This is a genomic window from Roseobacter sp. TSBP12, from assembly GCF_009129705.1.
Classification (GTDB): Bacteria; Pseudomonadota; Alphaproteobacteria; order Rhodobacterales; family Rhodobacteraceae; genus Celeribacter; species Celeribacter baekdonensis_A.
In genome coordinates this window covers 1-19,452 of record NZ_PYIB01000030.1, presented here as the reverse complement: position 1 = coordinate 19,452, position 19,452 = coordinate 1, and the positions used below count along the sequence as shown (strand labels likewise).

Annotated in this window: 19 protein-coding genes and 1 pseudogene; 15 read left to right on the top strand and 5 right to left on the bottom strand. The window is 61.0% G+C overall.

Annotated elements, in window-relative coordinates:
* The first annotated feature begins 6 nt into the window (after nt 1-6).
* Both C8029_RS09945 and cueR read left to right on the top strand, forming a co-directional pair.
* Nucleotides 7-2,511 (top strand): heavy metal translocating P-type ATPase, encoded by a 2,505-nt coding sequence (locus C8029_RS09945; protein ID WP_040402909.1) that lies wholly within the window; start codon nt 7-9, stop codon nt 2,509-2,511.
* A gap of 12 nt (nt 2,512-2,523) precedes the next feature.
* Nucleotides 2,524-2,928, top strand: coding sequence for a Cu(I)-responsive transcriptional regulator (cueR, locus tag C8029_RS09940; protein WP_009573646.1), 405 nt, complete (start codon nt 2,524-2,526; stop codon nt 2,926-2,928).
* Between the two features lie 55 nt (nt 2,929-2,983).
* On the opposite strand, the gene C8029_RS09935 is transcribed toward cueR, so the two are convergent.
* The 5 genes from C8029_RS09935 to C8029_RS22015 form a co-directional block, all read right to left on the bottom strand.
* Nucleotides 2,984-3,271, bottom strand: a complete 288-nt coding sequence (locus C8029_RS09935) for a copper-binding protein (RefSeq protein ID WP_009574142.1) — start codon at nt 3,269-3,271, stop codon at nt 2,984-2,986.
* A 23-nt stretch (nt 3,272-3,294) separates the two neighbouring features.
* Nucleotides 3,295-3,771: a cupredoxin domain-containing protein gene (locus C8029_RS09930; protein ID WP_009574143.1), complete on the bottom strand. Its 477-nt coding sequence runs from the start codon at nt 3,769-3,771 to the stop codon at nt 3,295-3,297.
* A 26-nt stretch (nt 3,772-3,797) separates the two neighbouring features.
* A complete protein-coding gene (locus tag C8029_RS09925) occupies nt 3,798-5,165 on the bottom strand; it encodes a multicopper oxidase family protein (protein WP_074646437.1) in 1,368 nt (455 codons plus the stop codon).
* Nucleotides 5,162-6,562 carry a TolC family protein gene (locus C8029_RS09920; RefSeq protein WP_043872337.1) on the bottom strand — a complete coding sequence of 467 codons (1,401 nt, stop codon included), beginning with the start codon at nt 6,560-6,562 and terminating at the stop codon, nt 5,162-5,164. Before C8029_RS09920 ends, C8029_RS09925 begins: the two co-directional genes overlap by 4 nt.
* An 863-nt stretch (nt 6,563-7,425) precedes the next feature.
* The gene (locus tag C8029_RS22015) at nt 7,426-7,584 is read right to left on the bottom strand and encodes a hypothetical protein (RefSeq protein ID WP_169747690.1); all 159 of its coding nucleotides are present in this window, start codon (nt 7,582-7,584) and stop codon (nt 7,426-7,428) included.
* Nucleotides 7,585-7,898: 314 nt separating this feature from the next.
* Between C8029_RS22015 and C8029_RS09910 the strand changes: the two genes are divergently transcribed.
* The 13 genes and pseudogenes from C8029_RS09910 (at nt 7,899) to C8029_RS09845 (ending at nt 19,204) form a co-directional block, all read left to right on the top strand.
* Entirely contained in the window at nt 7,899-8,225 is a 327-nt protein-coding gene (locus tag C8029_RS09910) for a hypothetical protein (protein ID WP_009574148.1), read from the top strand.
* Nucleotides 8,182-8,865, top strand: coding sequence for a lytic transglycosylase domain-containing protein (locus C8029_RS09905; RefSeq protein ID WP_043872336.1), 684 nt, complete (start codon nt 8,182-8,184; stop codon nt 8,863-8,865). The genes C8029_RS09910 and C8029_RS09905 overlap by 44 nt, the downstream gene beginning before the upstream one ends.
* A complete protein-coding gene (locus C8029_RS09900; protein WP_043872335.1) occupies nt 8,862-9,176 on the top strand; it encodes a TrbC/VirB2 family protein in 315 nt (104 codons plus the stop codon). The genes C8029_RS09905 and C8029_RS09900 overlap by 4 nt, the downstream gene beginning before the upstream one ends.
* 21 nt (nt 9,177-9,197) lie before the next feature.
* Nucleotides 9,198-9,476 carry a VirB3 family type IV secretion system protein gene (locus C8029_RS09895; RefSeq protein ID WP_009574151.1) on the top strand — a complete coding sequence of 93 codons (279 nt, stop codon included), beginning with the start codon at nt 9,198-9,200 and terminating at the stop codon, nt 9,474-9,476.
* Nucleotides 9,466-11,850 carry a VirB4 family type IV secretion/conjugal transfer ATPase gene (locus C8029_RS09890; RefSeq protein WP_107718037.1) on the top strand — a complete coding sequence of 795 codons (2,385 nt, stop codon included), beginning with the start codon at nt 9,466-9,468 and terminating at the stop codon, nt 11,848-11,850. Before C8029_RS09895 ends, C8029_RS09890 begins: the two co-directional genes overlap by 11 nt.
* Nucleotides 11,847-12,062, top strand: a complete 216-nt coding sequence (locus C8029_RS09885) for a hypothetical protein (RefSeq protein ID WP_043872333.1) — start codon at nt 11,847-11,849, stop codon at nt 12,060-12,062. Before C8029_RS09890 ends, C8029_RS09885 begins: the two co-directional genes overlap by 4 nt.
* Nucleotides 12,063-12,066: 4 nt before the next feature.
* Complete coding sequence (locus C8029_RS09880; RefSeq protein WP_152002834.1) at nt 12,067-13,233, top strand: lytic transglycosylase domain-containing protein; 1,167 nt, start codon at nt 12,067-12,069, stop codon at nt 13,231-13,233.
* Nucleotides 13,230-14,027: a type IV secretion system protein gene (locus C8029_RS09875; RefSeq protein WP_028095516.1), complete on the top strand. Its 798-nt coding sequence runs from the start codon at nt 13,230-13,232 to the stop codon at nt 14,025-14,027. The genes C8029_RS09880 and C8029_RS09875 overlap by 4 nt, the downstream gene beginning before the upstream one ends.
* Nucleotides 14,028-14,041: 14 nt before the next feature.
* A pseudogene (locus C8029_RS09870) lies at nt 14,042-14,688 on the top strand (VirB8 family type IV secretion system protein).
* The gene (locus C8029_RS09865) at nt 14,685-15,386 is read left to right on the top strand and encodes a TrbG/VirB9 family P-type conjugative transfer protein (RefSeq protein ID WP_009574160.1); all 702 of its coding nucleotides are present in this window, start codon (nt 14,685-14,687) and stop codon (nt 15,384-15,386) included. Before C8029_RS09870 ends, C8029_RS09865 begins: the two are co-directional and overlap by 4 nt.
* Entirely contained in the window at nt 15,383-16,708 is a 1,326-nt protein-coding gene (locus C8029_RS09860; RefSeq protein ID WP_107718039.1) for a TraB/TrbI/VirB10 family type IV secretion system protein, read from the top strand. Before C8029_RS09865 ends, C8029_RS09860 begins: the two co-directional genes overlap by 4 nt.
* 1 nt (nt 16,709) lies before the next feature.
* Nucleotides 16,710-17,744: an ATPase, T2SS/T4P/T4SS family gene (locus tag C8029_RS09855; RefSeq protein ID WP_090062945.1), complete on the top strand. Its 1,035-nt coding sequence runs from the start codon at nt 16,710-16,712 to the stop codon at nt 17,742-17,744.
* Between the two features lie 434 nt (nt 17,745-18,178).
* On the top strand, nt 18,179-19,204 hold the full coding sequence (locus C8029_RS09845) for a TrbL/VirB6 family protein (RefSeq protein ID WP_009574169.1): 1,026 nt from the start codon (nt 18,179-18,181) through the stop codon (nt 19,202-19,204).
* Nucleotides 19,205-19,452 lie beyond the last annotated feature (248 nt).

The window sequence follows — 19,452 nt, the reverse complement described above, 5'->3', positions numbered from 1 at the left end:
ACTGAAATGACAGATCAATCCAAAGTGACGCTCTCGATTGAAGGAATGTCTTGCGCCTCATGCGTAGGGCGCGTGGATCGGGGCCTAGCCGCGTTGAGGGGAATATCCGATGTCTCGGTGAACCTCGCGAACGAGACGGCGCGTTTCAGCGTGGATGGTTCGCCCCACCTGCAAGATGCGGTCCAAGCCCTGAAAGATCTCGGGTATCCAGCGCGAACGGCATCCGTGACGCTGAACATCGCGTCCATGTCATGTGCTTCTTGTGTCGGGCGCGTCGACAAGGCACTTGCCTTGGTTCCCGGCGTGTTGGAGGTCAACGTTAATCTTGCGGCGGAAAATGCGCGCATCACATATCTTGAGGGCATGACCGACCCTGTGGCCCTCATCCGTGCATCCGAGCAAGCCGGATATCCAGCCAGCGTGGCCGAGGCCACGGCAACACAGGATCGCACTTCGCGAAAAGAAGAGGAAGCGCGCGGGTTGGCACGCCGGGTGGCACTGGCCGCAGCACTCGCTTTGCCGGTTTTCCTGATGGAAATGGGCGGGCACCTGATCCCGGCCGTGCATATGGCGATCAACAATACCATAGGACAGCAGGCCAGCTGGTTGATCCAGTTCATCCTCACAACGGCTGTGCTCATTGGGCCCGGCCGACAGTTCTATCTGAAAGGGTTTCCGGCCTTGCTGAAAGGTGCTCCAGACATGAACAGTCTGGTCGCCGTCGGCACAGGCGCAGCTTATCTTTATTCAGTTGTCGCAACGTTCTTCCCGTCGCTGATGCCCGAGGCCGTCCGCGCTGTCTACTTCGAGGCCGCCGCGGTCATCGTGGTCCTGATCCTGATCGGGCGCTGGCTCGAAGCGCGAGCGAAAGGGCGAACAGGGGCTGCAATCGAGAAGCTGCTCGGCCTACAGGCTCGTACGGCGCGTATTTTGCGTGACGGCGATGCGGTCGAGGTCGAGATCGATGCCTTGCGCACCGGAGATCTGATTGTTGTGCGCCCCGGAGAACGACTCGCCGTGGACGGTGAGGTTGTGGACGGCGAAAGCCATGTCGATGAAAGCATGATCACCGGGGAACCCGTGCCGGTCGGCAAGTCGGCTGGTGATCCTGTCACGGGCGGTACGGTCAATGGCGCGGGCAGTCTGACCTATAAAGCAACGCGTGTTGGTGCGGATACCACGTTGTCCCAAATCATCCGCATGGTCGAAGATGCGCAGGGCGCCAAGCTCCCCATTCAAGGGTTGGTGGATCGGATCACGCTTTGGTTCGTCCCCGCTGTGATGACCCTCGCCGCCTTGACGATCCTTGTCTGGCTAATATTCGGCCCTGATCCCGCCCTCACCTATGCGCTGGTCGCGGGTGTCTCAGTTCTCATCATTGCTTGTCCCTGCGCGATGGGACTGGCGACGCCGACGTCGATCATGGTCGGGACCGGTCGCGCTGCTGAAATGGGCGTGTTGTTCCGCAAGGGGGATGCTCTGCAAGCATTGGGGGACGTCAAGGTTGTCGCTCTGGACAAGACCGGCACCGTCACCGCCGGACGTCCCGCGCTGACCGACCTTGTGCTGGCGGAAGGAGCCGAGCGCTGCACCGTTCTTGCGGCAGTCGCATCGGTCGAAGCCAGATCAGAACACCCGATCGCCGAAGCTATCGTGCGCGGCGCGCAGGCGGAAAACATCAGACTGTCGGAACCGAGCGCGTTTACTTCGATTACAGGGTATGGCGTGCGCGCCATCGTTGACGGGGCCGAGGTTGTTGTCGGAGCTGACCGAATGATGCAGCGCGAAGGGATCGATCTTGGTGAACTCGCAGAGGCTGAAACTATGCTCGCACGGCAAGGTCGCACCGCACTCTTCGCCGCAATCAATGGCAAGGCGGTGGCTGCGATTGGCGTCGCCGATCCGGTCAAACCCTCGAGCCGAGCCGCGATTGCCGCACTGCACAGTCTGGGTTTGAAGGTGGCAATGATTACCGGCGACAAACGCGAAACGGCAGAAGCAATTGCCGAAGAGACTGGTATCGACCACGTGATCGCGGGGGTCTTGCCCGACGGCAAGGTGGCGGCACTGGAAAATCTGCGCCAGCAGGGCACATTGGCCTTTGTTGGCGATGGCATCAACGATGCACCCGCGCTCGCCCACGCGGATGTTGGCATCGCCATCGGCACTGGCACGGATGTGGCGATCGAAAGCGCAGATGTCGTATTGATGTCCGGTGATCTTCGCGGCGTTGTGAACGCTTTCGAGATCTCGCGACACACCATGCGAAACATCAAACAGAACCTTGGTTGGGCCTTTGGTTACAATGTGGCTTTGATACCCTTGGCCGCCGGAGCGCTTTATCCGAGTTTCGCCGTGCTGCTGTCACCGGTCGTCGCTGCCGGTGCGATGGCACTTAGCTCGGTCTTTGTCTTGACGAACGCCTTGCGGCTGCGGCGCGTAAGACCGGCGATGGACGAGCGCCAAGAGTCTGGGCGGGTGGAGGACTTCGCCCCCGTCCCGGCCGAGTGAGAGGAGGCAGAAATGAACATTGGTGATGTTGCCGAGCGGTCAGGAGTGCCGGCCAAGACCATTCGCTACTATGAGGATATCGGTCTAGTAACACCTTTGCGCGCTGCAAACGGGTATCGAAGCTTCAGAGAGATCGATTTTCATAAGCTGGCATTCATCGGACGAGCGCGAGCCTTGGGATTTACAATCGAAGACTGCCGTACGCTTTTGGCGCTCTATAACGATGACAATCGAGAAAGTGCGCAGGTAAAGGCCGTCGCAGAGGTGCACCTGCGCCAGATTGATGAAAAGATCTCTAAACTCATGTCGATGAAAGAAACTCTTTCGTCTCTCGTGCACCAGTGTGCTGGCGATCACCGACCGGATTGTCCAATTCTTGCGGATCTTTCTGTCGTAGACGACGCAACTTTCTCATGATCTCCGACGACGAATGAAATCGCGCGCCCTGCGAGACAGGGCGCGCGACCTGTAGTTACTGCACCAGCTCTGTAATAGTCAGCTTGCCATTCACACGGTCGGCAACGAAGTTGATCTGTGCGCCTTCACTCAGCCCTTCCAGCATCGCGGGATCGGCGAGAACGAAGACCATTTTCATTGCTGGCATGTCGAGGTTTTCCAGCGGGCCATGGTCGACAGTAATCTTGTTCCACTTGGCATCGATCTTGGTCACCGTGCCCGAGGACATGGCACTATCGCTAGCAGCAATTGCAGTTCCAGCGGTCATCAGAAGGGCAGCGGCGAGCGTCAAAAATTTGGTCATGATTGGTTTCCTTTGATTTGAGATCAGTTGACAGTAAGGGCGCCGTGCATGCCGCCTTCATAGTGGCCGGGCAGCAGGCAGGCGAATTCGAAGTTGCCGGCCTTGTTGAAAGTCCAAAGGATCTCCGCCTCTTCACCTGGTTCAAGGCGCACAGCGTTAGGGTCGTCATGTTCCATCTCAGGGAACTTGGCCATCAGCTCTTTGTGTTCAGCGTTTTGTGCCATCGAATCCATCACGAACTCGTGGGTTTCCTCACCCATGTTCGTGATGCGCAGGCGCACGGTTTCACCCTCAGAAAAAGTCATTTCCGAGGAGGGTTCGAAGACGAACGGTGCGTCCTTGTCGTAGTCCTCACGCATTATCACATCGATGGTTCGCGTGGGTTCATGGCCATGCATCGCAGGCATGCCGATGGCCATTTGACCGTTGCCGTGCCCGGCGTCCGCAATTGCGAGGGCGGGAATCAGGGCCAGCCCCAATGTCAAAAGTGCAGTTTTCATGAGCGTGTTTCTCCTGTGCTCTGGCATCAGCCCTGCCGCACGCCGCCGCGCGGCGTGATCACGGTTTTCGGACTGGTGTTGTATGCATGTTCGGGCAGCTCGCCCGTCCATTCGTAGGCCTGTGTTCCGGGCGGGTTGTCGTACCAGCCAGGATCGCTGTAATCGTCGCGGTCGATGCCCTCGCGAACCTTCACCACGCTAAACATGCCACCCATTTCCAATGGGCCATGCGGCCCCCATCCGGTCATCATCGGCACGGTGTTCTCGGGGATCTCCATCGACATCTCGCCCATATCCGCCATACCCGCCGTGCCCATCGGCATGTAGCCAGGCTGCTGGCGGCGGATCATTTGGGTCAGGCGGGACTTGTCGGCGCCAATAAATGTAGGGATGTCGTGGCCCATAGCATTCATGGTGTGGTGCGACTTGTGGCAGTGGATCGCCCAGTCACCTTCGTGAATCGCGTCGAACTCGTAGGCGCGCATGGCGCCTACAGGAATGTCGATCGAGACCTCGGGCCAACGGGCACTTTCCGGCACCCAGCCTCCGTCAGTACAGGTGACCTGAAAGTCATAGCCATGCATGTGAATTGGGTGGTTGGTCATCGTCAGGTTGCCACAACGCACACGGACGCGGTCCCCCTTGTTGACCACCAGAGGATCGATGTCCGGGAAGATCCGGCTGTTCCAGGTCCACATGTTGAAATTGGTCATCTCGGCCACGCGCGGGATGTAGGTCCCCGGGTCGATGTCATAGGCCGCAAGGAGGAACGCGAAATCCCGGTCCACCGGCATGAACGCCGTGTCGCGCGGATGCACGATGAAGAGCCCCATCATGCCCATGGCCATCTGTACCATCTCGTCCGCATGCGGGTGGTACATGAAGGTGCCGGACTTGATGAGGTCGAACTCGTAGACGAAGGTCTTACCCGGCGGGATGCCGGGATGCGACAAACCACCAACTCCATCCATTCCCGATGGCAGGATCAGTCCGTGCCAATGCACGCTGGTATGTTCCGGAAGACGGTTGGTTACGTAAATACGCACCCGCTCGCCTTCGACCGCTTCGATTGTGGGTCCGGTGGATTGGCCATTGTAGCCCCAGAGCCGCGCAATCATCCCGTCCGCCATAATCCTTTCAACAGGCTCTGCAACGAGGTGGAACTCCTTTACATCTCCGTTCATGCGATACGGCAAAGACCATCCGTTCAGTGTTACAACGGGGTTGTAGTCGAACCGATCCGAAGGCCTTGGGGGAACTTGTGTATAGGGGCTGTCGGTAAAGGCGGCCTCGGGCAGATCGCGAAAGCGTGTTTGCGCGGCCCCGGCGTTCGCCAGCACAGCTCCAGCGCTCGCGGTCAATCCCGCGCCCAGTAATTGACGACGGTTCATCATTCTTCGCTACCTCCGGTCAGAGTAATTGCCCCGCCCCAAATCGCCGCGGTCGCGTCTGTTTCGGCAAGCCAGTAGTCACGTTTCGCTTCTGCGGCAGAGAGGCGCGAAGCGAGCCCCTCCTGGGCATCAGCGATCAATTCAAAGGTCGAGGTCAGCATGCCGTTGTAGGACAGCAGCGCTTCGTCATCGATCTGGCGTCGCAGAGGCAAAACAGAGTCGCGCCAATGCCGCGCGATGCTATGGCGACCGGTGATGGCCCTATAGGCCATGCGTGCGTCCGAACGCGCATCGACGGCCTGCTGGGCCAGCCTGTTCGCTGCCTGCAGATAGGCCATGCGGCCACGCTTCGACACCAGCGGACCGGTGTCGTAGAGCGGGATCTCGAAATCTAGAGCAAGCGCTGGATTGGCCTCGGTTTCTCCGGCTGCACGTTCCAGGTCGAAACCAGCCACCAACTGGACGTCCGAGACCATACGGGTTTGCCCGGTCAGACGGTAGTCCAGCGCGAGCGCCTCGAGTTCCAGCTTTCCAGATGCCAGGTCTACGCGGTTTGCCAGTGCCAGCTGTTCGATATTTCCTGCAACGCGCGGGCCACCAGGCAAGGCGGGCAGCGAGTCCGGCACGAATACAGTGGTGTCGCTACCCCAAAGCCCCATCAGCCGAAGCAGTTTTTCTTTGGCCAATTGCGCCTCCAATTGGGCGGCTGCACGTTCGGCGGCAAGCTCAGCAGTAAAGGCATGCTCTCTTGCTTGATCGGCCTTGCTCATCGCGCCGGTACGGCCCAGTTGCACAGCAAGTTCGGACGCTGCCTCGGCAGTGCCCTGAGTTTGAGCGATCAGTGCAGCGGCTTCGAAAGCGCCAACCGCCTCAATCCAGGCCCGGCGGGTTTCAACGGCCAAGTCTATCGTGTCGGCGAGCGCAGCAAGTTCGGATTGTCTGAAGCGAATCTCCGCAAGTTGGGTCCGCGGTGCGGATGTTGCCACGTCGAGCAGGGAGTTGATTAATGTTGCCTCAAGTGTGCGAGTGACATCGCCAGCCAACCCGGAGATTGACACACCGATCGAGGGCACCGGCCCCATAGCCACTTCCCATAAGTCAGTTGAGGACAGACCTAGCTCAGCGAAGCTGGCTTGAAGTGCGGGACTGTTTATCAGGGCAACCTGCACTGCGGTGTCGGCGCTGACGGTCTTACCATGCACCATGGCGTGAACCCTCTTGCGCGTTTCCTCAAGGTCCGCGGCAGACAGGTTCCAGATCGGTGTGGCCCCTAGAGCCTGGCGTGCACCCGTCTCGACACTGCCAAAGCCCGCGCGATCTGGTTTTGCGCGCTCAAGAACGGCAGGACTGGCGCAGGCGGACACCAGCAACATGGACCCCATGAGAAGAGGCAGTTTCATTCGCCACCCTCCCGTTGTTCATCATTCAGCGTCCGCCATTCGGCCGGTTCTCCGACCGAGTAGCCCGCGTAAGCAACAACAGGCCCGGGTTGCGCAGACGCGACCACAGGCGATGTAACCGCCGCCGTAAGCGCTGGCACGGTTTCAAGTTCAGGAAGCGCCGAGCAGGCGGCCCCGAACAGCGGCAAGGATGCCGCAAGCAGAATTTTCACTTAGATTTCCTCGAAATGTCAGATGCAGATGGTCGCAGTCAAACTGCGGCTACAGGTGCATCAGGCGCGAGGAGGGCGCCGCAAACCTTCGGGTGTGGCCGAACGGACTAGGGACGCAATATCCCAGGACCGGAGGGAAACATTAGCGGACTGCTTTGTGCAACTTTCGGCACCTACGAAGTCTCCGACCACGCAGATATGTGACGCACAGTGGTCTGCTCCATGGTCGATATCTGCAGCCGGAATGTCCGTTTCATGATGGTGGCGCTCGTTTGAAGACTCCTGGGCGAGTTGTTCAACAGAGCACGAAACCATGGCTGATGCATTGGACGGCATCAGGGTCACTGCCACCAATATGGAGGCAATCTGGAGTATCCCAAAAAAGGCCCGAATCCTGTACATCATTTTTGAAGCTGTATTGCTGAAACAAAATGTCGGCAAGTCACCAAAACGTGTGGGCCAATTTTTCATACATTCTTCGTAGAAGTCTGAACAAACTGCTGAAATCCTAATCGATCAATGAATGTGCGAGCGCGGATGTCGCAAGCGGTGACGACATGATCGCCCGCTTGAAAAACATCATTGCGTTAGAGACTGACGGAGCGTTGGTCTAACGGTTGATTTCTACTGGCGGCACAAACCCGTAGTCGCTTACTCGAGAGCATTCAGGAACCTGGCGTAGTCATCACTGACCTCCCTCGCCTCAACAAAGGCGCGAGCGCGCTCGGCGTCGAGACAACGAAAGTAGTCCTGCACATCGGCAATGTAGGTCTCGAAATCGCTTCTGATCAGATCGGCGTAGGCACGCATGTCGTCTTGCGACTGAGGCAAGAACGGTCGTTCGGGAGGTACGCAATCTGCTGCCGCGGCTATCGGCATGCTTCCAAGCAGGAACGCGAACAGCAACGGTGCGTTGCGCGCAATAAACAGCCGCAGGGCAAAACTCCTTTGCCGCCTTTAAGATTATCATTCTGTCGGCTATCACCGTTATCGGAGCAAGGCGAACTTCGTCAACACGTTATTATTGTCTTGCTATCATTAATGTTGTTTTGTATCGCTCACGGTGTTGCGACCCCGTGGGCCTGATACTGCACCCAGGCAGAACAAGGACCCAAGGGAAGGCCATGATTGAAGAAGCCCCGAATGTGGTTACAGAAGACGGACTGCGCGGCTTGCTCGCCGAGGGCTACCTCATTGAGGTGGTCTGCAAGGAGAGAGCAGAGAAGCGCCATAACAGCTGGTACGGCTCGTGGGTCATCCGCGCCGTCGCCACTGATGAGCGTGACGATAAGATGCTCGTCACCAGCCGAAGCGTCCTCAAGCTCCGCGACTTCAAAACCATCGTTGGCCTTGTCAGTTTCCTGGCCGACATGGGCTGTACGACCGCTAGCATCCCACTTGAAGAAGGTGGCCGCGAGCGCCACGCCGCGCCTCCGGTCAAAGGCAGCTGACCGCGCGACTGCGCTCGTCGTTGCTTTGGGTACAGGCGTTTGTTCCGCGCCCCCGGCCCTGGCCGACGGTTTCATCTTTTCGGTTGGCCCAGACGGCCAATTGATTTCCTCTTCTCAAGAGGCAAACGGGCGCCTTTTTCTCTTCGCAGAACCTCGCGTTCCTGACGCAACGAGCGAGACAGCGATCCCGGCTCGATCCGCCGCCCGCGCCACCCCAGAAATCCTCCATGCGATCGAGACCACGGCTCTGCGGTATGCCGGGCATGGTGCGCTGCGTCGCGCAGGGCTTTCAGTCACTGATTGGGCGCTCCTTTACCGGGCCAATATCGAAGTCGAGAGCGCATACAATCCGGCTGCACGTAGCCCTGTCGGTGCCATAGGCCTTGGCCAGCTTATGCCGGATACCGCCCGCGACCTCGGCGTGGACCCACATGACATTGCGCAGAACCTCGACGGATCAGCCCGCTACTTGCTGATGATGCTCGACCAGTTCGGTGAGGGTTCTCTGGCCCTTGCCGCGTACAACGCTGGCCCTGAGGCGGTCACACGCCACGGCGGCATCCCCCCTTTTCGAGAAACCCAAGGGCATGTGGCCCGTGTGACTGCCGTGTTTGAGCGGCTCAGAGGAGATCTTTCATGACATCGAGGAAACGTCAAAGCGTGCTCCGCACGCGGGCGATCGTCGCGCTCGGCGCGACGGCCCTTATCGTGCTGGCGGGTCCAGCGCTTGCGCAAAGCATCGACCTCTCGCCGGTACAGACCCTGCTTCAAGGCATTGTCGATGCGATCACCGGTCCCTTGGGCATCGTGATTGGCACGCTCGCACTGATCGGTGTGTTTCTTTCCTGGCTCTTTGGCATCCTCGACTTTCGTCAGGCGCTTTGGGTCGTGGTTGCAATCGCGGGCATCGCCGCAGCACCCACCATCGTCGCCGCCATCTGGACCACCTGAGCAATCCCGGAGTTCTTGGCCATGGCTGACCAGTCCCGCGTGTTCATCGGCCTTCTCAGGCCACCCAAGCTGATGGGCTTGCCGATCATGTACGCCATGGTCTGGCTCTTCGGCTCGACGCTTCTGTTCCTCTGGGTGCAGAGCTGGGTGGTGGCTGTTTTCGCGGGGCTGGCCTGGCCGGCGCTCTGGAAGGCCGCGGACTGGGATCCGAACTTCCTCGATGTCCTGGTGATCACCCTGCAGGAAACCCCGCCCACGACGAACCGCAAGCTGCATGGAGGCGACAGCTATGCCCCGTGATGGAATTGCCGATGAGATTGAGAACGCCATCGATCCGCTGACCGCGCTACCCGCATGGGTCAAGGGCGAGAAGCGGCTCTCAATGATGCTGCCTTATGTGAGCCTCGTGAACGACCGAACGATCCGGACACGCGGCAACGAGCTGATGCAATGCATCCGGCTCGAGGGGGTGAACAGCACCACGAGCGAGGACGGGCATCTCGACCGGATCGGAGGGTTGCTGGCTGGCATCGTGGCGCAGGTCGGGACCGAGTTCTCATTCTACTTGCACAAGGTCTCGAAAGCGGTCGACGTGACCCTGCCGCCCGTTCCGGGCGAAGGGTTTGCGGCCGCCGTCGACAAACGATGGCACGCGCATCTCGGCCGCGCGAGTTTGCGCGACAAGACGCTGACTCTGACCGTGCTGAAGCGCCCCGAGGCGAGCAGCCGTCTGCCCTTCGGTCTGGGGGCGTCTCGCTCGCGACATGCGGCCGACACCACCCGCCGCTTGCGCAAGCTCGACGAGGTTGTGGGGTTTCTGCTGTCCTCCTTCGATGAGCTGAAGCCCCGCCCGCTGGCCGCCAGCAGCGGCGAGCTTCTGGGCTTCCTCGGTTCACTCAACACAGGCGAGGAGCACCCGCTCTTCCCCCGGTCGCGCCTCGGTGTGATCGCCGAGGACGTCGCAAATACCCGCGTCACCTTCCGCGGCACGACCATCGCACTCTCGGACGGTGCCGTCGGCGACAAGCTCGGGGCGATCTTTGCGGTGAAGAACTACCCCGCCAAGACCGATAGCCTGATGCTCGACGAGTTGAATCTGCCCGTCGACATGGTGGTCACGCACTCTTTTGTGCCGATCAACGCCAACATCATGGCGGGCCGGATCAAGCGGCAGCTGCGGCTCATGCAGGCGGCCAATGACGGGGCCGTCAGCCTCGCGCAGGAGTTGGAACTCGCCCAGGACGATCTGGAATCCAAACGCCTGATCTTCGGCGAGCACCACATGACCGTGGCCGTCTATGCCCGCACCCAGACGGCGCTTGACGATATCGCGGCCGAAATCCGCAACATCTCCGCCACTTCCGGGATCAACCTGATCTCGGAGGCCTTCGGGGCGCGGGCGCATTTCATGGCGCAGCATCCCGGGAACACAGGGGCGCGCAGCCGCAAGGCCGCAATCACGAACCACAACTTCACCGATCTCGCCACCTTTCACCGCACCCCGCTCGGAAAGACAGGTCGGGAAGTCCCCTGGGGCGTGCCGATCACGCTCTTTCCGACACCCGAGCGCAGTGGTTTTCGCTTCAACTTCCACGAACAGGGCGCGCCGGATCGCGAGCCCACGGGAGGCCACACGCTGATCCTCGGCCGTCCCGGCTCCGGCAAATCCGTCCTGGCGGCTTTCCTGATGACCATGGCACGGCGGGCAGGTGCGCGGGTCTTCGTATTCGACTATCGCGCGGGCATGGAGATGGCCGTCCGCGCGCTCGGCGGCAGCTATTCGACCGTGCGGGCGGGGCGCCCCACGGGCCTCAATCCGCTCCAGACCGAGATCGACATGCGGGGCCAGGCATGGCTTGCTGATTGGCTCGCGAGCCTCTTGGAGCGGCGCGATCGACCGCTAACCCCGGTTCAGACCAACCGATTGCAGGAAGTCGTGCGCCAGAACGCGAGCGCAGGACATGCGGGCCTACGAAACTGGTCGGATTTCGCCTCGCTGCTGGTCTCGACCGATGACGAGGGCGATCTCTTCGAGCGTATGCAGGAATGGACGGCCGAGGGTCGCTACGGCTGGATCTTCGGGGCCAATGCCGAGGACAGTTTCAGCATCGATGGAGACGTCGCGGGCTTTGACCTCACCGGCATCCTCGATTCCGAGAGCGAGCGGGAACGCATGGCGGTCCTGTCCTACCTCTTCCGCCGGGTCGAGCGGGTGATCGAGGACCGCAAGCCCACCATCATCGTCATCGACGAGGCATGGAAAGCCCTCGACAACGCCTACTTTGCGGAGCGCCTCAGCAACTGGCTGGTGACCGCCCGCAAGCAGAACGCCGTCGTCGTGATGATGACGCAATATGCCAGCCAGCTCGAGCGCACGCGCACCGGCAAGACCATCGTGGAAGCGGTGCCGACGCAGGTGCTCTTGCCCAACATTCGTGCTTCCGCCGCTGACTACGCGATGCTCGGCCTGACCGAGAAAGAGCTCGACGTGCTTCTGGGCGTCGGCTCGGCCTCGCGGCTCGCGCTTGTACGCGACGACCGTGGTTCCGTCGTGATCGATGCCGATCTCAGCGCGCTCGGCCCGCTCGTGACCATCCTTGGCGGAATGGAGAAGGGCGAAGCGCTTGTCGGCGCCGATTATCGCGAACGTCCTGATTTCTGGAGAGTGACATGACCCGTACCATCATTCGCAGCGTAGTGCTGCTCGGGCTCGGCCTGACCCTGACAGCCTGTGCGCAGCATAACCCCCCGCAAGCCAACTGCTTCAATTTTCGCGAGGCTCCTGCGCAGGCAGGAACCGCCACCGCCACGATCTCGACCATGGGGGCGGAGGTCACGCGCCGCGACAGTCCTTGCGATTTCGTCCTCTTGGGGGCGGGCGGCTGAGCCAATGCGGACCTGGCTACCTCTCTCGATGATCGGCTTTGCACTGGCAGGTCCCACGGCAGGGCCAGCGGTCGCCCAAGGCGTGCCGACCTTCGATCTGCGCCTCTTCGCAGAGCGGCAGGCCATCCTTGAGCAGACCGATCGGGACCTGGCACTGCAGCAGGTCCGGCTAAGCCGCGAGGAGGAACTGGCCGAAATCGAGCGCCAGCAACTCGCCTCCCTCGAAGGGCTGATGGATGCCATGTCGCTTGGCGCTGGAGACGTGGCCGGAACCGTGGCGGGGCTCGAGGCGGGGCAGGGGGCGGTAGACGACGTCGAAAGCGCGGCCGCCAGTCTTTATGCGCCCGAGGACACCAATCCAGCGGCAGCGCGGATGTTCGGCGATGCCAGGGAGGGGATCGAGGAGCTGATCATCCGCGCAGCACGCGACACCCATAGTCTGTCCGGGGTCGGCCGCGCAGGTCTTTCGCTCGTGCAATGGCGCTGTCTCTTGCAGGCGCTGATTTGGCAGGAGAGCCGCTTCCAGATCGGGGCACGCTCACCCGTAGGGGCCTTCGGACTTACCCAGATCATGCCCGGTACCGCGGGCGATCTCGGGATCTACCCGGCCTATTACGACGATCCCTATCTGCAGGTCACCGGCGGTGCGCGATACCTCGCACAAATGCTGAACATGTTCGATGGCAACATTATCCATGCGCTCGCCGCCTATAACGCCGGTCCTGGCAATGTGCAGGATTATGGCGGTGTGCCGCCTTTCGCGGAAACCCAGCACTATGTCGTGGTGATCCCGCAGCAGTACAACAGCTACCTCGCGGCCGTGGGCGGCATCGATGCGCTCGGCACCATCGATCCTGTGCTCCTCGCCAACGCGAGTTTCAGCCTCTCGGCCCACGGCGCAGGGGTCTATGGCGACTATTCGCTGGTCTCGGTCCGTGCCGCCGCCCTGCGGGTTCAGGACATCATCACCCGCATTGGTGAGACCGAGGATCTCCACGAGGCCATCGCGCTCAACACCTATGCCCGGGCCGAACTGGCCCGGCTGGTCGCAATCCGGACCCGGATCAAGGCCGCCCGAACCGAGCCACTCAGCGCCGAGCAGATCGCCTTGGCGGCAGCGCAAGCTGCCGAGCGGCGATACATGGATTTTAGTCAGGAGGATTTGCGTTGAACCTGCGCCTGCCCCGTTCCCTTTTCGCCGGTAGCATCGCTCTCGCGCTTGCCCTCAATGTTACCGGACCTGTCGCGGCACAGGGTGTGCCCACGGTGGACACTCAGAACATTGCCCAGGAAATCCGCCAGCTTCAGCAGATGCTGCAGGATTTCGGGATCCAGACCGATCTTCTGGACAATGCGTTGGAGCAACTGGACATGCTGCAAAGCCAACTCGATCAGCTGAACGAGATGTATGCCTCGCTCACCGGGCCGCGCAGCATCCTCGGACTTGCCATGGGCGGGGACCTCGATACCTTGCTTGAGGCCAACTTCGAAGACATCCCCGGCCTGATCCGAGGCATCCAGGCGGGCGATTGGAGCGCGCTCATCGGGCCCAATGCCGGGCCCATGCGCACGCAGATGGAACAGGCGCTGGCAAGCGCCGGGTTCGACGAGGATTCACTCCGCGAGATCGCCACCAGCGGCAATCCGGGCGCCGAAGGCGTGGCCACGCGGGCCACCACAGGTGCTGTGATGTCGGCGGCGGCGCAGAACAGCCACGCAGAGGCGGAACAGTCTCTCGAACGGGTGGAACGTCTGGTCGAGATGATCCCCGACATGGAGGATCTCAAAGCCTCGATGGATCATAACACACGCGTCACGGCGGAACTCGCCATCGCCATGACCCGGATGTGGGAGCTGGAAGCGATCCAAACCCTAGGCGCAGGCAATGCAGGCGTGGTCGACGCCGCCACGGTTGCCGAAGAACGCCGCTACATGGACTTCACCTTGCCGGATCTTGAGCCATGAGTGGGGCAGGGGTGATGACTGCGCGCGAGCTCGTGGAAGAGGAACTTGTCTACGGTGCCCTGCGCCGGGAACAGCTTTGGCGGATGATCGGCATTTCCGGGGCAGGCTTTGGCGTATTCGGCTGTTTGACGGCTGCGGCTGTCGCGCTGATGGTCGAGACGCCGCCTCCCGTGGTTGTGCCCTACGATCCCGCGACCGGGATGGCGCTCCCCAATGCCACGGTTGAAACCGTGTCGCTCGCCGAACGGCCTGCCGTGATCGAAGCGCAAATCTACCGCTACATTTTCGACCGCGAAACCTACAACCAGCTCGACAACGATCTTCGTGTCCGCCGTGTCCTGGCACAGTCTTCCGGATCGGCCGAGGCCAGCATGCGCGCGATGTGGACATCGGGGCAGGACAGCTATCCGCCGACGCGTTACGGGGCTGCGGCCGAGATGGCCGTTGAGATCGCATCGATCACCCTTATTGGCGATAACCGCGCCCAGGTGCGGCTCAGAAAGCGCCTGACCAGCCTCAGGGGGTACAGGATGGATCGTTCACTGCCACGTTGATGTTCGAATTCCGGCCCGAGCGGACCCGAGCGATCGACGATGTTTGGCAAAACCCTTTCGGTTTCACCGTTACCCAATATGCCATCCGATCGGACCGTTCCGAATGACTCGCACTCCAATCTCTGCGCTGCTGGCCGCCAGTATTCTCGCGTTCGCGGGAACGACTGCTTTGGCCGAAACTACGCCCCGTCCAGGTTCTCATGACAATCGCGTGCGCGTCGCGACCTGGACTGAAGGCCAGGTTTACCGTGTCGTCACGACTCTGACCCGCGTCACCACAGTCGAATTCGGTGAGGGTGAAACCATCCGCTCGATCATCGCCGGCGATACGGTCGGGTTTCAATTCGACGGTGTCCCGGGTGGCCGTGCCTTCGCCATCAAGCCGACAGCATCTGGCGTCGCCACCAACATCACCGTCTACACCAACCGCCGCTCCTACTACTTCCATGTCGTCGAAGCCCGGGAGACGCCGCATTATGTCGTGCAGTTCCGCTATCCTGAAAACCGCGTGCAACCCACCAGGGCGGTTGCGGCCGATGCGCCGAACGCGAACTATGCGGTCAGCGCCCGAGAAGAGTTCACGCCGACGGCCATCTGGGATGATGGTACCTTCACGTATTTCCGGTTTGCACGGAACGCGCCGGTGCCCGCCATCTTCCGATATTCGAACGGCAGGGAACGCGCGGTAAACAGCCAGGCCTTGAGTGACGGCGTCATCCGCGTGTCCGGCGTCAACCGGCAATGGGTCCTTCGCCTTGGCGAAGAGGTGATTTGCGTCCAGGACGCAGGACAGGCCACATCATGACCGAAGGTACGGAAGACCTCGCCGCGCGCCTCGCGGCTCTCGAAGGTTCGACAGGCAAAGCGAAGGCAAACAAGCGGCCTGCACCGCTTGCCGCGATCCTTGGAGTCGTCGGCATCGCCGCAGCAGGTGGTCTGGCGTGGGCTGCCCTACAGCCGTCGGCAGAAGCACCAATGGCGACCGCCGCGCCGGAGGAGTTCCAGAGCAGCGGCCCCGGATTCGGAGATCTGGCGCCGATTTCTACCCCGGAGCCCAGCCAAGCCCCGCCTGCGGACACAGGTCCGAGCGAGTCTGAACTCGCGCTGATGGAAAGTCTTGCGACATTGAGAGCGGAACTCGAGGACCTGCGCGCAAGACCGGCCGAGGCCGCGGATAGCGGGGCGGAGCAGGCTATTGCGGACCTGACGGCGCAAATTGCCACCTTACAGGAAGCATCCGCCGAGGCTCAGCGTGCCCTCGAGCGGCAGCTGACCGAGCGGGACCGCGAATTGGATCAGCTCCGCATGGACTTGGAACTTGCACGGCTTGCACCACCAGAGCCGACCTCATTGGGACCAAGTGAAGAAGAATTGCGGCTGGCCGAACTCGAAAGGCGGCGCGCTGCTGAAGCTGAGGCCCGCGCAGAGCGTATCGCGTCTCCTATGATCGCATTCTCCGGGATGGGCGCGGGTGCGGATAGGGAGAACACGCTGGAAGCCGCACGTTTGAATGCAGATGAAGCCTTTGTTCGTTCGGGCGCACAACCTGCGCAGGTGACACGTGCCGAAGTGATCGCGAACCCATCGAACACGGTTGTTCAGGGCACCATGATTCAGGCTGTCACAGAGACGGCTCTCGACAGCACACTGCCCGGCGCGATCCGCGCCATCGTCTCGGAAGACGTCCATTCGTTCGATGGAACCCGTATCCTGATCCCGCGCGGCGCGCGGCTGATCGGGCGCTACCGCTCCGATGTCGCACTCGCCCAATCGCGCGTCATGGTGGCATGGGACCGGATCATCTTGCCCGACAATCAGACTGTGCAGATCAGCGCCTTCGGTGGAGACGAACTCGGCCGTACTGGCACCACCGGGTTTGTCGACACCCGTTTCGCGCAACGCTTCGGCTCCGCCGCGCTGATCTCCTTGATCGGCGCTCTGCCTGCGGCTGCAGCGGGTCAAATCGACAGCGAGGCGGCGGCCGATGTTGCGAGTGATGTCGGCACCGACCTGCGCGATAGCACGCAAAGCGTGATGCAGGACTATCTGGCGATCCGGCCAGTGCTACATGTCGACCAGGGTACACGGATCACGGTCATGGTTGATCGTGACCTCGAGATTTTCTGACATGGCTGCAAGTTATCTGGAAGCGTCGCTCGACCGTTTCGGCCCCGAGGTCCTGCGCGACGACACGATCGAGATCTGCATCAATCCCGACGGACAAGTCTGGGGCGAATTCCAGGGCGACCACTTCATGCGAGGTCTCGGCAGCCCGCTGAGCCCAACCGAGATCAAGGACCTCGGCAACCAGATTGCCTCCGCCGCCTCGACCACACTCAGCACCAAGAAGCCTATCGTCTCGGTCTCGATCCTATATCGAGATCGCCCGATCCGCGCGCAGGTGATCCAGCCGCCGGCAGTCGAGGGCGGGTTTTCGATATCACTGCGGTTTTTCTCCTCCCTGCCGCTAGAGGCGATCCGGCTCGGATTTCTCTATGGCAAGGAGCGCAGCCTCGAAGGCTTGCGCCGCGAACGTAACGCCGCACTGCGCGATGTGGTGACATCCGGCGACATCGGCGCCGCGCTGCGGTTTTGCGTCGAGAACAAGCTCAACATGATCGTCTCGGGTGGCACGTCGACCGGCAAGACGGTTGCGGCGCGCAAGATCCTTTCGCTGATTCCGCCCGAAGAGCGGATCATCACCATCGAGGAGGCGGCCGAGCTGCGCCCCGAGCAGCCCAATGCCGTGACGTTGATCGCGGACCGGGACACGGATGCCCGCAGTGCCGATGTGCTCTTGGCCTCAACGCTTCGCATGCGACCCGACCGGATTGTCCTAGGCGAAGTCCGCGGTCGCGAGGCGATGACGTTTCTCGAGGCAATCAACACCGGCCACGGTGGATCGCTGACTACGCTGCATGCCGAGACCCCACAACTTGCTGTTCGCCGCCTCGCCATCGCCGCCCTGAAAACCGATGTGCCGATGACCTATGCCGACATGATCGATTACATTGAGGGCTCGATCGACGTGATCATTCAGGCAGGCCGCCATGAAGGCGCGCGCGGGATCACCGAGTTCTTCCTCCCGGGTCAAACCACAGATTTGAACCTCGACACGGTCGACGGCAGAGGCAACAAGAGCCCCTCCGTTGCCGCTGAGTAAAAAAGGAACCCCCCAGATGCGAAAACCAATTCTCGCACTCATGCTTGCCGCCTTGGCGGGCCCCCTTGTGGCGCAGACTTCGCCTCCGATCTCAAACGATCTCACGGTCGATATGTCGCCTCAAAAGTACCGGATTTGCAACGATCGTCCGGCGCGCCCGACCTGGATGGACGAAATCAATCCGCGGGAAGCTACAAGGCAGCAGCTTTGATGGAATTGTACGAAATTCGGGCCTGGGAGGAGATCGCTGAATCTGGCGACTGCGGCTGTGAAACCCGCTTTCCCGCTTGGGGTAGCTCCGATGGCGAGTATCATGAAAGGTATGCAGGCCTTAGCCAAGCCGAGCATTCAGCGTTTCGCCGCGACTGGATTGAAGTAAGGAAGCAACTCGAGCCGAGCGTGCGTACAATCTGCGAAGCTCAAGGCAACTGGTAATGGGCGTCGTCAGCTGGATGGTCGGAACGGCAGACGCGTTCCTTGTCGATGCGGCTGAGTCCCAGTTCGGGGCCGTGGCAAGCAATACCGGCACGATCGTCCTGCTGATGGTCACGCTTTCGCTAATCGGCGTCTGCATCAACATGGCATTCCAGTTCCGCAGCATGGATGGGGCCAGCTTCTTCTGGTACCTGATCAAGCTGATGCTGATAGGGCTCTTCGCCTTCAACTGGGCAAACTTCAATGCAGTAGCGAACGCCGTCATTGGAGGCTTGGACTACGTCGCTGGCGCGCTGGTGTCTTCGGTTGGCGGCGGAGGAGCCGGAGCCACACACTTTGCCGGCGAATTCGACATCCTGATCGAAAAATTCAGCCAGTACCTGAATGCCATCGGCAGCAATTTGAACTGGATGACGGGCGCGATCCTAGGCGGCATCGGGCTTATTCTTTTGAGCCTCCTTGGCTTCATGACCGGCATCGTCCTCATATTCGCCAAGATGATGCTGACCCTCATGCTCGGCCTTGCTCCGATCATGATCGCTCTGTCGCTCTTCGACGCGACCAAGGATTTCTTCCATAGGTGGGTCTCGACGACGGTCAGCTATGCCTTCTACCCCATCGTCATCGCAGCAATGTTTTCGACCGTCGTCGGCATGGCGAATTCGCTTCTCGCGCAGCTCGGTGATCCAAACTCGGCAACCAACATCGGATCGCTCGTGCCGTTCTTCGTCATGGTGTTCCTAGCCAAGGGCTTCGTCGCTGCAACGCCCCTGATTGTGCGGGGGATCTCTGGGAACCTGATGGTAGCCGCAGCGCCCGCTGTGGTCGCTGGATCGACCGGGATCATGCGGGGGATCTTCAATACCGACGGCGTGAAGGGCCGGGCGCGGATCGGTGCGCTCACGACAAGCGAAGTAATCGGACGAGGCGCGGTGCAGACGCCTGCCGCTGTGCGGAGCGCCGCGGCAACGACAAGCGCGCAGGTGGTCAGAATGGCGGAACGAGCAAAACGTTTGCGAGAGTAGAAAGGAGAAAGCAGCCTTTCGCCGCACTGTGCATGAACTCACACAATGCGGGACTTTTCGGGCTTTCGCTGCGCCGTTCACGAAGGTCCGTTGCCCCCTCTTCTTCAGGGTGGACTAAGCATCGAGTAACGCATCGATCACCGCGCATTCTGGGGCAGCATCGCCGGTGCATCGCGCAACAGTGTCCGACAGGACGCGCTCGATGCGCTGCAGATCGGCAATCTTGGTGTCGCGTTGCCTTTAAATCT

What these genes read in the sequence shown, in the direction of transcription:
- C8029_RS09945 (WP_040402909.1), top strand. Translation starts at nt 7, where the DNA reads ATGACAGATCAATCCAAAGTGACGCTCTCGATTGAAGGAATGTCTTGC.
- cueR (WP_009573646.1), top strand. Translation starts at nt 2,524, where the DNA reads ATGAACATTGGTGATGTTGCCGAGCGGTCAGGAGTGCCGGCCAAGACC.
- C8029_RS09935 (WP_009574142.1), bottom strand. Translation starts at nt 3,271, where the DNA reads ATGACCAAATTTTTGACGCTCGCCGCTGCCCTTCTGATGACCGCTGGA.
- C8029_RS09930 (WP_009574143.1), bottom strand. Translation starts at nt 3,771, where the DNA reads ATGAAAACTGCACTTTTGACATTGGGGCTGGCCCTGATTCCCGCCCTC.
- C8029_RS09925 (WP_074646437.1), bottom strand. Translation starts at nt 5,165, where the DNA reads ATGATGAACCGTCGTCAATTACTGGGCGCGGGATTGACCGCGAGCGCT.
- C8029_RS09920 (WP_043872337.1), bottom strand. Translation starts at nt 6,562, where the DNA reads ATGAAACTGCCTCTTCTCATGGGGTCCATGTTGCTGGTGTCCGCCTGC.
- C8029_RS22015 (WP_169747690.1), bottom strand. Translation starts at nt 7,584, where the DNA reads ATGCGTGCCTACGCCGATCTGATCAGAAGCGATTTCGAGACCTACATT.
- C8029_RS09910 (WP_009574148.1), top strand. Translation starts at nt 7,899, where the DNA reads ATGATTGAAGAAGCCCCGAATGTGGTTACAGAAGACGGACTGCGCGGC.
- C8029_RS09900 (WP_043872335.1), top strand. Translation starts at nt 8,862, where the DNA reads ATGACATCGAGGAAACGTCAAAGCGTGCTCCGCACGCGGGCGATCGTC.
- C8029_RS09895 (WP_009574151.1), top strand. Translation starts at nt 9,198, where the DNA reads ATGGCTGACCAGTCCCGCGTGTTCATCGGCCTTCTCAGGCCACCCAAG.
- C8029_RS09890 (WP_107718037.1), top strand. Translation starts at nt 9,466, where the DNA reads ATGCCCCGTGATGGAATTGCCGATGAGATTGAGAACGCCATCGATCCG.
- C8029_RS09885 (WP_043872333.1), top strand. Translation starts at nt 11,847, where the DNA reads ATGACCCGTACCATCATTCGCAGCGTAGTGCTGCTCGGGCTCGGCCTG.
- C8029_RS09880 (WP_152002834.1), top strand. Translation starts at nt 12,067, where the DNA reads ATGCGGACCTGGCTACCTCTCTCGATGATCGGCTTTGCACTGGCAGGT.
- C8029_RS09865 (WP_009574160.1), top strand. Translation starts at nt 14,685, where the DNA reads ATGACTCGCACTCCAATCTCTGCGCTGCTGGCCGCCAGTATTCTCGCG.
- C8029_RS09860 (WP_107718039.1), top strand. Translation starts at nt 15,383, where the DNA reads ATGACCGAAGGTACGGAAGACCTCGCCGCGCGCCTCGCGGCTCTCGAA.
- C8029_RS09855 (WP_090062945.1), top strand. Translation starts at nt 16,710, where the DNA reads ATGGCTGCAAGTTATCTGGAAGCGTCGCTCGACCGTTTCGGCCCCGAG.
- C8029_RS09845 (WP_009574169.1), top strand. Translation starts at nt 18,179, where the DNA reads ATGGGCGTCGTCAGCTGGATGGTCGGAACGGCAGACGCGTTCCTTGTC.